Here is a 15,000-nt window from a genome sequence, read left to right as displayed (position 1 = left end):
AACAAAAGGGCACTGTGACCCATCAGGTTAGCATAACTGGCCTCCACCCCTTGGAAAGGCATGACGAAGGAATGAGAGGGCAATTGACCCGTTGAGACATGGGAGGGAAAGCCCCCAAGGGCGGCGTGGAGATGTACAAAATATGGTAATATATGGAGTGGTAGCTGACTCCTTTATTTAACTATGCCTTCACGAAGCCAAACTGATGTGAACTCATTTCATTTACCCGTAAACCCAATTACAAGGGTTATGAAATCCTGCGAATAAGTGAGCATTCGAGAGATATTCGTATCAAACTGAGGGAGTTGAAGAAGGGGTGTTAATATTGTTAAATTTTAACTACTGATAGTTGGCTAAATGGGAGGAATGAACTAAATGGCTAAAAAAATGTTTGTGCAAATAAGTGATTGTAAACTATATGCTAAATTGGTGGGGGAAAATAACAGAAAGCCAACAGTCTTAATGGACGCTGGATATGGAGATTTTTCCAAGACTTGGGATTCAGTAATTGGGGATATTTCAATGCTCTCTAATGTTCTAATTTATGATAGAGCAGGACTTGGGAAAAGTGAAACAAGTTCTAACCCCAGAACCAGCCGTGAGATGGTAAAAGAATTGAAGGAACTTCTTATTGAAGCCAAGATAAAACCTCCCTACATATTAGTCGGTCATTCGTTCGGTGGAGTTAATATGAGGATGTATGCAACTGAATATCATAATGAAGTTTGTGGACTTGTCTTGGTTGACTCTACGCCTGAAGATTACAGAGAAAGATTTCTCCCAACGATGCCACAAGATTTTCAACAAGCATACAACAAGCAATTCGTTTACGAAGGCAATTATGATGAATTTATGGAATGCCTAAAGCAGTTAAAAGAAACCAGGCAAAAATTAAATGTCCCTTTAATTGTACTTTCAGCTGGTAAGAAAGCTCATTATTCAAAGGAATCACAAGAGTTATGGAATGAAATGCAGAGAGAGATTCTTGAAATATCCTCAGATGGTGAATTGGTGATTGCTGAAAACAGTGCTCACTATATACAAAATGACGAACCAGAAGTGGTAGTCAGTGCGATAAAAAAGTTGATTGACAATAGTTAAGATTGATTGTTTGTACTTAAACTATTGGGTGCTTTAATCCAACAACATAAATCCTAAAAATGAAGATTATATACAACACTTTATTCATAAATATTTAATCACCAGCATCTCTTGTGTTGCCACATACACTCTGGACAAGTGGAGTGCTGTGCGTTGCTTAAATGGATTGGGAAATAATTCAAAACCAAAGAACCTTTAAAATATTATTAAAGGTTCTTTAATTTTTCTATAATAAATTTTATTAAGACGATATTTTGGGAAGATATTGGAATTCAATTCTACTGCTTGTGTTTCTGTCAATAGCGCATTACTTTTCTCCATTATCGCAGGAATAAAAATCCTCATTTTACGGTTATGTTTTTGCGTATGCTGGAATTTGAAAAAATGCAGGATTTTGTTCTCTATTTATATTTAAATACAATGAAAGGATTGAAAAGTTTATCCGACTGTGACGGGGTTCATTTCCTGAACTCTTTATGAATTGCAAGACAAACATTTCAGGATTATAAGAGACCTTCTTCATTTTAAATAGTAATACTGAGCTTGGCGAGGACATATATCAAGCAGCAAAGCTTTCAATGAATGACAGTTCTGCTAAAAGGAAAAAGCGGTTAGAAGACAGAACTATTCTCCTTCCAGAAACTTATCAGGTCTCAACTAGAGTATTTAAGCGGAATCCAGACGTTTTAACTGAAGTGTTGCTTCGAGCAAATGGGATATGTGAAAAATGTCAGAAACGAGCACTTTTTAAACGTAAATCGGATGGGCTGCCATATTTAGAAGTTCATCATACAGAAAGGCTGGATGGGGGAGAGGATACAGTTGAGAATGCTGTAGCAGTTTGCCCGAATTGCCTATGGATAAATTAGGAGGAATTATAAGTATTGTATAACGGACGGTGGGAAACGTCCGAAACAAAGAAAATCTACCAAGCTACAAGAAATTCGGAAATGCTGATTGAATACTTGGAAGAATGCATGCTGAAGGAAAGTCTGTCTTCCTTTATCGGAGAACAGCCAAACCCAAAAAGAGACTATGGGTCGAAATCTATTATGTTTCATCTAAATCAAGAAAAAAGATTTTATCGCTGCGCCAAGAAGAGACCATAATCATATCCATGTCGTGTTATTTAACCAATTTGTTAGGATGGAACAATTAGAAAAGATGGATTTTAACAATGGAAACAGCATGAAAGACCCTAATGTAAAGATTCATAACAAACATGAAATTGAGCGGCTTTTTGAATTAATGAAAATCTGCAAAAAATTAACACTTATTGATTTACCCAATCAAAGGCCGCTCACAAAAATAATCTAATGCCTCATTTACTTTATCGATATCATACAGTTTCTTTTCTAAACAAAAATAAATAATCAAATCACCAGTGTCGCTGTAAGACATAGAATGGCCTGCATACTTTAGAAGATCTTCCAGTTCTTCTGTATTCAGCTCCAGAGCTAAGCCCAGTGCAATCAAGGTTTGCTTCCTTGGTTGAACTTGATTGTTTTTTATTTTTGAATAATGTCGCCGGTCTATACCGGCTTTTTTATATATTTCAGCTTCATCTTCAATTCCCTTTCGGCGCAATAGTTCTAGCAATATCTGATTCAAAGCAGGTTTGCGCTTATCTTCAATAAACTCCTCTAACTCAATAAATAATGGTTCCGAATAGATAAGGCTTTCTTCCGATTCTTTATAATTCGGAGCTTGTAAAGTAATGAATTGATGATGGAGTATGAAATTTTCCATCTCACTCAAAAGGCTGCGATCAAGCATCGTTCTTACTCCCTTCAAATTGTCGCCTCACAGGCGACCAAATTATGGATGAATTTGAGTATGATTATATCATGATGAACGGAGAGGGGAATAACAGATGAATAAAGACTTGACGGAGATTGTGTTTCTAATCGACCGCAGCGGCTCAATGGCGGGCTTGGAAAGTGATACGATAGGAGGATTTAATGCACTTATAAGCAGACAGAGTCAATTTCAAGGCGAGACAAAGGTAACTGCCATCCTTTTTGATGATCAGTACGAAATGTTATGGAGTGCTGAAAAGGCTGAAAATGTGACCCTTACGACGAATGAATACTATGTCAGAGGGTGTACAGCTCTTTTAGACGCGATAGGGAAAACCATTTTGGACGTTGGAAGCAGACTCATGCATACAAGCGAGGAACAGAGACCTGGAAAAATGATTTTCGTCATTACAACCGATGGAATGGAAAACGCCAGCCGGGAATTTACTTATAAAAAAGTCAAAGAAGTGATTATCCATCAGCAGGAGAAGTACAACTGGGAGTTTCTATTTCTAGGAGCGAACATGGATGCTTTTCAAGAAGCGGATCAACTTGGTATTCATAAAGACATGGCCTATGAATTTACGGCTACCAGTGCAGGAGTCGAGCAGATGTATTCTGCATTGGACAGCACCTTAATGGAAATGAGAATAGAGGAGGATCAACATGATGAATAAAGTCAAAGAAGCACAAGTCCAATCACAAGCAGAGCCCTTAATTTAACTCTTTAAACGCCCACTGTATAAATCGGAACTAATATGGAATAAAAAACTATTTATTAAAAATCTATAAGTCCTTTGCCCACTACTCTTCTGTAGTGGCGTTTTTTTGTCCATTAAATAACTGCTAGAGGACACTCTGTGTTTAAGTGCCATCTGTAGGGTTTAAACCGTCAACATTATCTTTTGTGTTTCAACTCTTGGTTATTTTTGAATTGAATATAAATCCAATATATGAAAAGATTATTTTAATTGAGGCTATTAATAAAATTGTAGAAAATTAATGCTTATACTTTGTTATTTGACTAAGTAAATTATTAGAGGAGGAGTTTAATATATGGGTAGCACGTTTAAATCAAATGATACAACAGTATCTGATATTTTACGTGATATTGAACAAGGGATAATTCAGTTACCAGATTTTCAACGTGGTTGGGTTTGGGATGACAATCGGATTAAAGCATTAATTGCCAGTATTTCTAACTCCTATCCAGTAGGAGCATTAATGTTTTTAGAATATAGTGAAGGGGGAAATATACGTTTTAAATATCGTCCATTTACGGGTGCTACAGCATTAGCTATTCCTGAGATATTAGTTCTTGATGGTCAACAAAGAATGACTTCTATCTTCAACGCTATGTTTTCGAAACAAGCTGTTTTGACAAAAACGGATAAGAATAAAGAAATTAAACGATACTACTATTTAGATATTGAACGTTGTTTAAATAGTACAACTGATCGAATAGATGCGATTATTTCAGTACCTGAAGATAAAATTATTCGCTCAAATTTCGGGAGAGATATAGAACTAGATTTAAGTACTAGAGATTCTGAATGTGAAAATCACATGTTTCCTATAAATAAAGTGTTTGATTCCATTGCTTGTACGATGTGGATGAATGATTATCAAAAATATTATAATTATGACCCAGATATTTTAACAAAGTACGCTCGATTTATTGCAGAAATTTTGGTTCCTATTCAAAGTTATAAAGTTCCAGTCATTACTTTAAGTAAAGATACTCCGAAAGAGGCAGTCTGCCAAGTATTTGAAAATGTTAATTCAGGTGGTGTTTCTTTAACTGTATTTGAATTAATGACAGCCACTTTTGCAGCAGATAATTTTGAATTACGTAAAGATTGGGAAGACCGTTATAATAAGTTAATTCAGAAATCAGCATTATCTATTTCAAATCAGAAAGATTCCATTTTATCTGTTGTGTCCTCAACGGATTTTTTAACTGCAATTACTTTATTAGATCGCTATTACATAAAAGTAAACGGTGGAGAGGCAATTAGTTGTAAGAAGAGGGATGTATTAAAACTAACCTTAACAAAATATCTACAATATGCTGATGATTTAACGGAAGGTTTTATCCAAGCAGCTAGTTTTTTAAAAGAACAGCGAATATTTTCTTCAAGAGATTTACCATACAGTACTCAGCTTATTCCTATGGCAGTAATATTTGCAATCTTAAAAACGAAAACACAAGACAGCATAATTAAAGATAAAATTTCATCTTGGTATTGGTGTGGAGTATTTGGTGAAATGTATGGTGGTGCTAATGAAACCAGATATGCTAATGATGTCGGAGGAATGATTGAATGGATTAATGGAGGTAGTGAGCCTGATACCATTCAGAGAGCCTACTTCCAACCAACAAGATTATTATCATTACAATCACGGTTAAGTGCTGCATATAAAGGGGTTATGGCACTAATTTTAAAAGCGGGATGCCTAGATTTTATTAGTGGTAGTCCGATGGATTTCACTGTTTTCTTGGATGAAAATACAGATATTCACCATATCTTCCCTCGTGCATATTGTGAATCTAAAAAAATCGATAAAACAAAATGGAATTCTATTGTAAATAAAACACCCCTATTTGCTAGGACTAATCGAATTATTGGAGGAAGTGCGCCAAGTGAATATTTGAAGAAAATTGAAGCTAGTAATCATGTAATTGGTGCAAATCTTGATAGTTATGTAGCAACCCATAAGATTGATTTGAACGATTTACGTAGCGGTAATTTTGATAATTATTATATTAAACGTACTAAGTCCTTGATAGGCCTAATCAGCACAGCAATGGCAAAACCGATTTCTAATTTAAATGGAGATGATGTGATAGCTGCTTTTGGTGGACCGTTGAATTAATTTTAAATTTGGGCTCCAGGCAGATGTATTTAGAAATTTAATTTATGAAGTTCTGGCTGATGCTGAGGATGAGGGGATAAAAATGAAATAAAAGACAGTAGAGTGCGAACTTAGCTGCTATCGCACTCTACTTTTTTACCTATAAAATTTATTCATCATAATCATCAGTATACAAGATATGCATAATATCTTCTGATGCAGCCATATCAGAGATCAAATCAAAAAGTTTCTCGGCTATACAATTATTCATTTCAGCGTGAATTGAAAGAGGATTTTCAATTCCTTCAACAGTAATGTCCTCTATACCTGCAAATAGAAGTTTTATATCAATTTCAGGGGATTTATTTAATACATCCAAAATATAACTATAAATATCTTCATAGCATATATCATAAAGATAATCATAATTCTCCTGTGTAATTAAACAAAACTCTTCCCAATAATCTGATGTTTCGTAGTCACCAGCAACAGAACCACTGAATCTAAATTCCATGATACCTTCTTTTAGCTGTTGCATATATTTCTCATAAATTTTGGTAGAAATATTGTATAAATGATTTAGCACTTTAGTATTCGCTAGTTTGATAATTGCTACAGCAATTTCTTCATTTAAATCAGTGTCCTCCACGTAAAAAATCTCAGCTTTAAGTAAAGCAAATAACAGCAGTGTAATTTCTTCATCAGGAAGTTCCTTTAAAATATCATAGACTCTTTTAAAAAGGTTTTTCCTAAAAACCTCATAGGATTTTTCTTCATAGAGAATTACAAATGTTAATTCTTCAAAAATATTATTAAAAGAAATACCGTAAGACAGGTAATCAATATCGCAGGCTTTCTCCATTTTCCCTGCTAAAAATTCTTCACACAAAACTTCAAGCTTTTCATCAAGATATTCTTCTAAAAAAATCTCAACATCATTTACCAAAATTATCGCCTCCAAAGTTAATTACCGAAATGTGGTAATGATTATTGGATATTCAATACGTCTTAATAAAATAGAGGATGCTAAGGGTCAATTTTTAATAAGAGTAACATAAGAAAATTTTTTATTATAGAATATGCATCGTGCTTACTCATTTTGTGGTTACCAATATTCGAATTAATTCCATTAGCTAAAAACACCAAACCCTGGACTAAATTGCTCTCATCACCAATACAATAATTGAGCAGGGAATATCCCCCCTGAAGAACCATCATGATCACGGGAGGAATAAAATGAAATTCATCTGGCTCTCGCATATTCGTTATTATCTGTACCTTTCTCATCTCTACATCCCTCAGCAGTGTACTCGCAGCTAATCAAGCTCAAAAAATCTAGTTATTCCAAAAACCATCTATAAAAATCCAATTCTACAAACTCAGCAAACCTCGGCACATTGCAACCCCAAACACTCACCATCCTCGATAAAAAACAACGAATACTACAAGGTAAAGACCTCTTCACGGAAACTGCTGGATTCACCCGACAAATTTTAAAGATGAATTCGGAAACCATCGCTTGTATGTTAATAAGATGCTGTCTCATACGGGCAGCTCTTTCAAGGATCAAAAAACAAATGTGATCAACCCGCAGTTTGTTACTGTTTTAAACAAAGGCTGGCTCAAAGTTATTTCAGCAAAGGGTACAGGTTGGATCAACCTGGCTGAGAAGTTTAAAATTGCCTACATCACTTTTGATGATGGGCCGAGTGAATATACAAATACTGGATATCTTGAAAAATAAGAAGGTCAAGGCAACGTTTTTTGCAATAGAGCCCAATATTAGAACGTACAAGACTAGTATGATAAGAGTGAACAAGGAAGGACATTATATAGGACTGCACAGTGTTTCTCATAGTGCGAAAAAGTTATATAAAGGCAGTTACAGTAATGTGGCGAAGGAAATGGAAACGATGCGGAAAACATTGAAGTCGGTGGCGGGGGTTAATCATTATTTGGTCAGAGTGCCTTATGGCAGCCAGCCGTATATGGTGAAGCCATTTAGGGATTGGTTAGTGAAGTATCAATCTAAAATGTGGGATTGGACGATCGACAGCAATGATTGGAGATATAAGACCAGCCAGTACAATACGATCATCAATAATGTTAAATCCGCAGTGCTAGCAAAAAAAGCCCATTATTATTTTGATGCATGAGCGGCCGCAAACGGTTAGAGCTTTGCCTCAGATTATTGATTATTTGAAATCGAAGGGGTATGTCTTGGTGCCTTATGATCCGAGTCATCATGTAGTGAGTAATTTTTGGAATGATGGCAGGTTAGACTTAAGCGGAGTGAGCGAAGGTTTGTGCTCGCTCTTTTTTTATGTTCTGAGCAGCTCTTGCTAATCTTCTTATTAAGAAAATGTCTTATAAGGTCTTGGGTACTTTTAGGAGGGAGGTTAGTGTAAAATAAGAATATATCAGCTTATAGCAGATTTTCTTCAGGAGAATTAAACCTAAGAGGAGTTTGGAATTAATTATGGACAGCAAAAAGAGATTAAGGAGCAGACAATCCCTGATTTACTCAGGGTTCGTTTTTATTTGCAGTTTTTTTAATAAAATTTTGGTCATCACCATAAAAGGTTTCTTTATAAGAAAATTCCAAACAGTTACTTAATATCAGGTTTTTTATTTAGAAAAACAAGGGAATAGTTCTATTGAATAAGTTCTTCCTCAAAGTTTAGATTATTGGGCATTTACCATTAATCAGAAAAGGAGATTAATATGGCTAATTTACCTATAAAACCTATTATCGATACAGTAAAGACTCACGGTCCAAAAGTTGGAAAGTTAGTTAAGGATAACTGGAAGGATATAGCTAAGGCAGTAACAGTTGCAGGCGCTGCTACAAAACAAATAAATGACTATAGAAAAAGTAATAAAGAAACAAAACTGAAGCGAGGAAAGACAAACTATCGAAAAGCTAAATTCGTGCAATATAAAAACGAGATATTACATGATTTAGATAACAAGAAGAGAAGCGAGCTTCTCCAATATAAGCTAGAAGTGTCGCAATTTATACTACAAATAGATAATGAAGAAAAAAATGAAGTAGTATTAAAAAAACCTCTTCATACTAAACGAATGAATAATTGGAACGGAATCCTTATTCAGATTGAAGATAAAATGAAGACAAAAGATTATCAAGAATATTTAATGACATACAATAATCCTAATCATAAAAGTTCCTATTTTGAAGGTTTTGAAGGACTCTTAGATAAATTTAAGAATCTAGTTAATGATGAAAACAGAACACTGCTCTATAATTTTCTTCAATTGAACACTAAAAAAAATATAGAAGAGATAAAAAGAGATTTTGCTTGATTAAAGAGATGTAACCTTATTGTTAAGAAAGGGTTTTTTAACTGAATGCAAATAAAAAATGGATTTCTATTCCGAAAGAAACGATTAATGTTTGGTGCGTAAAGTGTTCAAATATCGCTACTGTTGTCGGGGTTATAATTGAAGATGGTGAACATGGTATTGTCTTAAAAGGGAAATGTGAAAATTGCGGTCAAGGAATAGCGAGGGTAGTTGATATATAATCCTAAACTGGAGTCGAATGAACAGGCGGCTCCGGTTTTTTAGTGAAGAAACTTTTTTGTAGATTAGCTCACTTATTTAGACGGTTCTTCTAATCTTATAAGTACTTTTATTTTGGAGAAAAACACTAAATACCGGACTTAATTGTTCTTATTAACAGGAGGACATGATCTCGCACCATTTGCATAATAGTATCAGTAACAATCTCGGCGCTATCTATGCTGGTATCAACGCCTTCTATTTTTACATTGCCCAAACAAAGCCTTATTGTGGAAAAATATTACTTGTCTCCAATCTTATTTTAATAAGCATTTTGAGGTCTCAATCAATTGAGACACTCTTCGGGATATATCGGTCTCATGATAATAGCAGATTTATATTCCCTTCGTAGTTCTTTTATCTTTGTAAGTATTTATTTTCCAGCAATCTTTAAATATAATTTTAAATGAAATATCATTTTTTGGAGGGAAAAAATGAAAAAACTGCTCAGCCAATTGTTCTTTTTTTCTATCATGGTCATTCTCGCTTCAGGTTGCACCAACAATCAAAATGAATATCAAGATAACCTGTCAAAAGGCCTCAATAAAATTAAAGCAGGAGATTATAAAGCAGCTACAGTTTATCTAAACAATGCAAAAAAGTTAAATAATACAGCAGAAAAACCAAAATCATTATTGCAGCAAGTGACCCAACTACAAATAGCAAATATCTCTTTAGAAGCTGATAAATTTACCGATGCCCAGAAACAAGTTAGCGCATTAAAACAAGGTATACAAAAGAAAAATAGTGAACCTGCTATCATAGTCAAAATTAATAATCTCTCAAAACAATTGGAGTCTAAGGTATTAGAAATAGACCGACTAGAAAAAATGTTAACTACAGCAAAAGAACTTGAAAAAAATGCAAAGTATAAAGAGGCCTTATCTATACTGTCAGATATTGAAAAAAGCAATTCTACCAGTAAGCAAAGTGAACAAATTAAGTCAACTGGAAATGACCTCCGTAAAGAGGTTCAAAATAAAAAAGAATTAGCGGAAATACAAATGAAACTTAAAATTCTTGAAGAAAAGAATAGAACTCTTGAGGGAAAATCGAAGAAACAAGCTGCCCAAAAGAAAGTAGCGGAAAAAGCAGAGGATTTTATAATTGAATATTCCTTTGACGAAAATGGAAATATGTATACAGATTATCCCAATGGTATTACATTAACCTTAACAGTGGGTCAGAAAATTTATTTAAAAAGAACAAACAAGGATGATTTTGAAAGGCTTCTAGCTAGCGGGGATATTCTCGAATGGAAAAACGGATCCACACTTGTTGCTATTCATAAAGGCGCAGGTACTATTGATATTCTTCCACATGATGACTGGGATAAAGCTTATACCTATAACGTGGTTGTTAAATAATACAATCCAAAAAAACAGGCTTTCTAATAACAGAATGCCTGTTTTTCTCTTACTTATAAGGATTCTTGAGAGCTTCTATTCATAATTTTACAAACTGCTATCCAAATCCTCTTTATCGTAAATATCCTCAATAACATCCTGCAAGTCATCCAAACTCTTCTCCCACGCAAGCTGCGCTGATGTAAACAGCGGATTAATCGTAGGATTTTCATGAGCAGGTGAAACATATGTCCATCAGCAGCCGTTTTTCAGTTGGCATTCACATATTAGCTCACATCGAAGTCAATATTCTTCGGAGTTTTTAGCCGGTAGCGTCAACACCAATCCAACCCTAATAAGAAAAATTATGGGCATGCTAAAAAATCGGGTGTACCAGAATTCCTTCTTCCATTCCTTGTTGAGATCCAAAAAGGCATTCGTAAAAAAACATTGGCAGTTGAAAGCAATGATTTTGAAAAACTCCTCGACCGCCAGCAGTGCCGATTACTGAGGGACTTCTTTAGTTGTAGAAAGCTTTAAATAACGTCAAAACCGGCCTTCTTCCAGGAGGCCACTGAAAATCTGCCGATTTTTTGATTTCCTGGTAGGCCTAAATACAAGAAAGGTTCTTTCAGCATTTCAGGAGTATGTTTTTCAAATCTAAGAAATTTCCCCAGTTCATTTGATAATTTTTCTAATATTGTTTTGGCTCAACCTGATTAAGCTTTATCTATAGATTTCTGAAAAAAGCAGAATTCTCACTACTATAATATTAAATCGAGCGGTAATGGTAAGGCTCTTCGTAAATTGCAATGGAATATACTTAAAAACTCTTTTTATGCTGTTTTTATAGTATTGTGAAAAATTTAAAATAATTACAAAAACTCCCATTAGCTTCCTGAAAGCGGAAACATCCTTCAAATCCATAAGCTAAAGCTGTCTATTTAAGGCATTGATTTGGGTTTTTTTGTAAATAATAACCTCATATTACTGTTTTTCAAAATGATAAGGGGTGTAACTTATGGATCAATCATTAGGATATTTACGGGAAATTTTATCTGCGCATACAGAATTTGATGAGGTTGGAAAGAGGCTTTTCGACAGAATTTCGACTTATGATTATTCAACTGAGGGAGAATTTGCAAGGAATCTAAACCAGGAAGAAAGTAATTATCTTAATCAAGTACTAGCTGAAGCGATTCGTTATTCAAACCAGGAACAGAACTATGAAAGAGCCTGCCAATTGAATGAAGTGTATGAGCTATTGTTCATCTAATTAAGTCTATATTTCTTGGGTAATCAATGGAACTTTAAAGAATTTAAACTTGTTTTTACCCGAACAGCTTGTCTTGTTCATCAATAAACTGTATTAGTAGTGAAACCAACGAGGAATTTTTTTGAGATTTTCACCAAGCGAACAATAAAAATGGGTCTGGTTTGAGCATTCGGCCCACTCCCCATTGTATATAGAAAATCAAAGGTTCATTGAACTGGTATTAGCTCAAACACAGAACTAATTTTTAATTTTCTATCTAAGGGCTTATCACAGACTTTGATATTAAACACTTTCTATTATGAAAAATTCCACAATCTGTTGGAGGCTGTTCTTTTTATAATACGGTAAGCAATGACAAGCATGACAAACCAGATAGGTGTAAAGACCAAAGCAATTCTAGTATCAGACGAAAAACCGAGAACGACAATCACAAAAGCAAAAAAAGCCAGAACAACCCAGTTTATATAGGGAGCGAATGGCATTTTTTTCTTCATTTAAAATAAGCCACCTTTTCAACTAAATAAATCGATAAGTGCATTTTTTATTATGGCCAAATAAAAAACAAATAATTAATGATTTCAGTGTGATCTGAAAATGGTGGCAAATGGTTTAAATGATGAATCACATTATGCTGTTGGTAAGTGCGGCTTATTTTTTCAAGGTTTCCTGTTTGGATGAATAGCGAATATAGTCTAAAAGGATTTTTCGTAATTATTTTGAAGATATCGAGGTAGAAATAGGTTTCGCTGAGAAGCTACCAAATCGTTCTTATTTAAAGAGAATCTCTTGAGAGTGCAGTGCTTAAAGTTTTAGAGTGTTTCTGATGAGAAGAAGTGGGATTCCGCTCTGATTGAAAAGGGATGTAAATTTCTTTACAAAATATAAAGGGAGTTTGATGGGAAACTGGCTTTCTTCTGCTTGTCCGATTTTGCAAAACTTTATTAGACTTGACCAAGCTGAACTTTTGGTATCACTCTTCTGTTTACGTTAGATAATCGTGAATTTTTGATGCGGAAAAGCAGGATTTTTTTAATGGAAATATTGGTGAATTTGAGGATGAAATAATTAAGGAAACATTCCCGCAATGTAAGAGCTTATTTACACATGCAATGACAGCTACTTTAAAAGGTTTTCCTTCTTCACGTTTCTTATCATAGAACTCTCGTAATTTCTTGTTACGAGGAATGATTTCATCGCTTGTTTTGCTCTTTCGACAGTCACGTATAGCACAACGAACAGCCATATATAAGGCGTGACGAACAACTCCAGCGAAAGCCACCAACTTTTTAGGATCTGTAAATCTATCTATCTCACCAATTTCAGAAATGATCGTTGCAGCGATCTTTTTTCCGATATCAGGGATAGATTTGATATCATTACCGAGGGCATCTATCTCAGACTCTAATTTGGATAGGTGCTCTTTGTATTGAAGAATGATGCTTATATACATACCAAGACTTAAAATATGGCTCTGATATACAGTCTTTTCAAAACGGATTTCGGTTTGATTGAATAAGCAATTTTGGGGAAGGGTGCGGTGGCGTTATCGGTTAATTTGTAAAGTGATTAGCTAATGCCGTGAATTTATCGAGTGGCTAAGTCACCTGGACAGTGTAGGGCGTAATATACCCCTCGGAGTTTTTCGTTATCTCTTTTTGATTAAAAATACATATCAAGAAAAATACTTACATGGTAAAATATTCATATTCTTCCAAGAGGGAGCTAATTTTAGGGAAAATGTTCGTTTAAAGATAGACTTAGTTAAAATTATAAAAATCGTTGAAGCGACAATACCATTATTTAATTACTTTTAAATGTTGGATTTGCAAGTGCTTCTGAAGTTAATGTAAATTCTGTATTTGATCAGGATGTTCTTACTCACATTAGGTTTTTAATCCATTAAGGGAGACTTTTACTATGAGAACGTGGATAAAACATGAAGACCCTAATAACAAATATGGTGCAACATTTACGCTAGGGAATAAAGATATTGAACTTCCTCCTGGAGCAGTAATTTCAGTTACGAGGGGGGAACTATTTAATATCCCTCGCTTGATTCTAAATGGGACTCTCAATCATTTCATTATGAAAGCAATGACAAAGAATGAAGATTTACTATATGCTGAACTTTCTGGACAGATGCAAGGAGGAATTGGTCAAACATTGACCATATGGAAAGACGGAAAGCGAATGAATAAATTCAGAATTAGTGGTTCACATAATTTTGCTCGGAAATTTTTTAGCTGGGTATTTTATAGTGGTAAAGTTCAGTCATATTTTTTTACATGGGGGCACGAAGGGCGAATCCCATCAAATGAGGAAATAACTGCTTATATTAAAAAATATGGTCGTCATTTTGATGGTGGTAAATTGGTAAAGAAAGCAAATCCCCCTATAAATAAAAATAATTTAACTCAATAGAATCTGTAAGACCTCAATTTAAGAACGGAATTTTTCTTCGATTGTTTTGTAGTAAAGTCAAAATTCAGGTGGTTTCACTTTTTTCATGACCAAGGAGGCTTTGCAATTTCCAAAAACCCTATATGAAACTCATTTTAAAAATACCTTTAAAATATTACCTCCAATAAAAGACCACAGACGCTCAACATAATATACTGCAAGTTATTTCTTTGATAACCTTCATTGTAAGTACATTTGCCTTATTTATTTAATATCTGTTGAAAGATATTTGCCAAAATGGGACAGGAATAAGCCTTAAAACCAACATTAAAAATGATAATGACTTGTCTACTAAAGGGGGCATTAGTGCGTCTCATAAATAAACATTTAATTATTAAACCTTGCGTTTCTTTAATGTAATTCATCTAAATTCAAACCAAGGAGGAAGATCCTATGCGAACATCTATACAGGTGCTACGAATGCGCCTTAGTGCTTTATCTCTTATAATCTCTGGAATCTTGTTTGTACTTTATCCAACGATACGCCCCTTTTCAGATGAGACATCCTTGCAGGGTGCCACAGCTTTCGCCTCCACCGATTGGCTAGTGGCACATATACTAGCCATTATCGCTTTTACAC

At 34.5% G+C, this 15,000-nt stretch carries 14 protein-coding genes and 2 pseudogenes; 12 read left to right on the top strand and 4 right to left on the bottom strand.

The features are described 5' to 3' along the window. Positions 1 to 375: 375 nt before the first annotated feature. The 3 genes from ACOT8F_RS16270 (at position 376) to ACOT8F_RS16260 (ending at position 2,210) form a co-directional block, all read left to right on the top strand. A complete protein-coding gene (locus tag ACOT8F_RS16270) occupies positions 376 to 1,101 on the top strand; it encodes an alpha/beta fold hydrolase (protein WP_421652975.1) in 726 nt (241 codons plus the stop codon). Between the two features lie 578 nt (positions 1,102 to 1,679). Continuing rightward, positions 1,680 to 1,970 carry an HNH endonuclease gene (locus tag ACOT8F_RS16265; RefSeq protein ID WP_421652974.1) on the top strand — a complete coding sequence of 97 codons (291 nt, stop codon included), beginning with the start codon at positions 1,680 to 1,682 and terminating at the stop codon, positions 1,968 to 1,970. A 15-nt stretch (positions 1,971 to 1,985) separates the two neighbouring features. Continuing rightward, positions 1,986 to 2,210 carry a hypothetical protein gene (locus ACOT8F_RS16260; RefSeq protein WP_421652973.1) on the top strand — a complete coding sequence of 75 codons (225 nt, stop codon included), beginning with the start codon at positions 1,986 to 1,988 and terminating at the stop codon, positions 2,208 to 2,210. Between the two features lie 172 nt (positions 2,211 to 2,382). Here ACOT8F_RS16260 and ACOT8F_RS16255 read toward each other — a convergent pair whose 3' ends face one another. Next, complete coding sequence (locus ACOT8F_RS16255; RefSeq protein ID WP_421652972.1) at positions 2,383 to 2,877, bottom strand: helix-turn-helix domain-containing protein; 495 nt, start codon at positions 2,875 to 2,877, stop codon at positions 2,383 to 2,385. A 97-nt stretch (positions 2,878 to 2,974) separates the two neighbouring features. On the opposite strand from ACOT8F_RS16255, the gene ACOT8F_RS16250 reads away from it, so the two are divergent. Then, entirely contained in the window at positions 2,975 to 3,577 is a 603-nt protein-coding gene (locus tag ACOT8F_RS16250; protein ID WP_421652971.1) for a vWA domain-containing protein, read from the top strand. 379 nt (positions 3,578 to 3,956) lie between these two features. After that, entirely contained in the window at positions 3,957 to 5,777 is a 1,821-nt protein-coding gene (locus ACOT8F_RS16245) for a GmrSD restriction endonuclease domain-containing protein (protein ID WP_421652970.1), read from the top strand. Between the two features lie 148 nt (positions 5,778 to 5,925). Here ACOT8F_RS16245 and ACOT8F_RS16240 read toward each other — a convergent pair whose 3' ends face one another. Beyond that, a complete protein-coding gene (locus ACOT8F_RS16240) occupies positions 5,926 to 6,702 on the bottom strand; it encodes a hypothetical protein (protein WP_421652969.1) in 777 nt (258 codons plus the stop codon). Between the two features lie 573 nt (positions 6,703 to 7,275). Here ACOT8F_RS16240 and ACOT8F_RS16235 point away from each other — a divergent pair. The 6 genes and pseudogenes from ACOT8F_RS16235 to ACOT8F_RS16210 all read left to right on the top strand — a co-directional run bounded on the left by ACOT8F_RS16235 (position 7,276) and on the right by ACOT8F_RS16210 (position 11,960). Beyond that, a complete protein-coding gene (locus ACOT8F_RS16235) occupies positions 7,276 to 7,500 on the top strand; it encodes a hypothetical protein (protein WP_421652968.1) in 225 nt (74 codons plus the stop codon). Next, positions 7,454 to 7,912: a polysaccharide deacetylase family protein gene (locus tag ACOT8F_RS16230; RefSeq protein WP_421652980.1), complete on the top strand. Its 459-nt coding sequence runs from the start codon at positions 7,454 to 7,456 to the stop codon at positions 7,910 to 7,912. The genes ACOT8F_RS16235 and ACOT8F_RS16230 overlap by 47 nt, the downstream gene beginning before the upstream one ends. A 568-nt stretch (positions 7,913 to 8,480) precedes the next feature. Then, positions 8,481 to 9,080, top strand: coding sequence for a hypothetical protein (locus ACOT8F_RS16225; protein ID WP_421652967.1), 600 nt, complete (start codon positions 8,481 to 8,483; stop codon positions 9,078 to 9,080). 692 nt (positions 9,081 to 9,772) lie between these two features. Next, a complete protein-coding gene (locus ACOT8F_RS16220) occupies positions 9,773 to 10,705 on the top strand; it encodes a hypothetical protein (protein WP_421652966.1) in 933 nt (310 codons plus the stop codon). Between the two features lie 227 nt (positions 10,706 to 10,932). Beyond that, a pseudogene (locus ACOT8F_RS16215) lies at positions 10,933 to 11,066 on the top strand (Rrf2 family transcriptional regulator); the annotation flags it as partial. A 639-nt stretch (positions 11,067 to 11,705) separates the two neighbouring features. Beyond that, positions 11,706 to 11,960 (top strand): sigma-G-dependent sporulation-specific acid-soluble spore protein CsgA, encoded by a 255-nt coding sequence (locus ACOT8F_RS16210; RefSeq protein ID WP_421652965.1) that lies wholly within the window; start codon positions 11,706 to 11,708, stop codon positions 11,958 to 11,960. Positions 11,961 to 12,256: 296 nt separating this feature from the next. On the opposite strand, the gene ACOT8F_RS16205 is transcribed toward ACOT8F_RS16210, so the two are convergent. Beyond that, positions 12,257 to 12,454, bottom strand: coding sequence for a hypothetical protein (locus ACOT8F_RS16205; protein WP_421652964.1), 198 nt, complete (start codon positions 12,452 to 12,454; stop codon positions 12,257 to 12,259). Between the two features lie 488 nt (positions 12,455 to 12,942). Continuing rightward, a pseudogene (locus ACOT8F_RS16200) lies at positions 12,943 to 13,452 on the bottom strand (transposase); the annotation flags it as partial. Between the two features lie 425 nt (positions 13,453 to 13,877). Here ACOT8F_RS16200 and ACOT8F_RS16195 point away from each other — a divergent pair. Next, a complete protein-coding gene (locus ACOT8F_RS16195) occupies positions 13,878 to 14,381 on the top strand; it encodes a hypothetical protein (protein WP_421652963.1) in 504 nt (167 codons plus the stop codon). Positions 14,382 to 15,000: the final 619 nt, after the last annotated feature.

The organism is Chryseobacillus diguaensis (genome assembly GCF_049220665.1).
Lineage (GTDB): Bacteria > Bacillota > Bacilli > Bacillales > Bacillaceae > Metabacillus_B.
The sequence above is the reverse complement of the archived record's forward strand: the minus strand, read 5'-3'. Positions and strand labels throughout refer to the sequence as shown.

Coding starts and splice junctions, on each gene's coding strand:
- ACOT8F_RS16210 (WP_421652965.1), top strand. CDS start 11,706: ATGGATCAATCATTAGGATATTTACGGGAAATTTTATCTGCGCATACA.
- ACOT8F_RS16195 (WP_421652963.1), top strand. CDS start 13,878: ATGAGAACGTGGATAAAACATGAAGACCCTAATAACAAATATGGTGCA.
- ACOT8F_RS16205 (WP_421652964.1), bottom strand. CDS start 12,454: ATGAAGAAAAAAATGCCATTCGCTCCCTATATAAACTGGGTTGTTCTG.
- ACOT8F_RS16225 (WP_421652967.1), top strand. CDS start 8,481: ATGGCTAATTTACCTATAAAACCTATTATCGATACAGTAAAGACTCAC.
- ACOT8F_RS16245 (WP_421652970.1), top strand. CDS start 3,957: ATGGGTAGCACGTTTAAATCAAATGATACAACAGTATCTGATATTTTA.
- ACOT8F_RS16265 (WP_421652974.1), top strand. CDS start 1,680: ATGAATGACAGTTCTGCTAAAAGGAAAAAGCGGTTAGAAGACAGAACT.
- ACOT8F_RS16255 (WP_421652972.1), bottom strand. CDS start 2,877: ATGCTTGATCGCAGCCTTTTGAGTGAGATGGAAAATTTCATACTCCAT.
- ACOT8F_RS16220 (WP_421652966.1), top strand. CDS start 9,773: ATGAAAAAACTGCTCAGCCAATTGTTCTTTTTTTCTATCATGGTCATT.
- ACOT8F_RS16270 (WP_421652975.1), top strand. CDS start 376: ATGGCTAAAAAAATGTTTGTGCAAATAAGTGATTGTAAACTATATGCT.
- ACOT8F_RS16250 (WP_421652971.1), top strand. CDS start 2,975: ATGAATAAAGACTTGACGGAGATTGTGTTTCTAATCGACCGCAGCGGC.
- ACOT8F_RS16230 (WP_421652980.1), top strand. CDS start 7,454: ATGATGGGCCGAGTGAATATACAAATACTGGATATCTTGAAAAATAAG.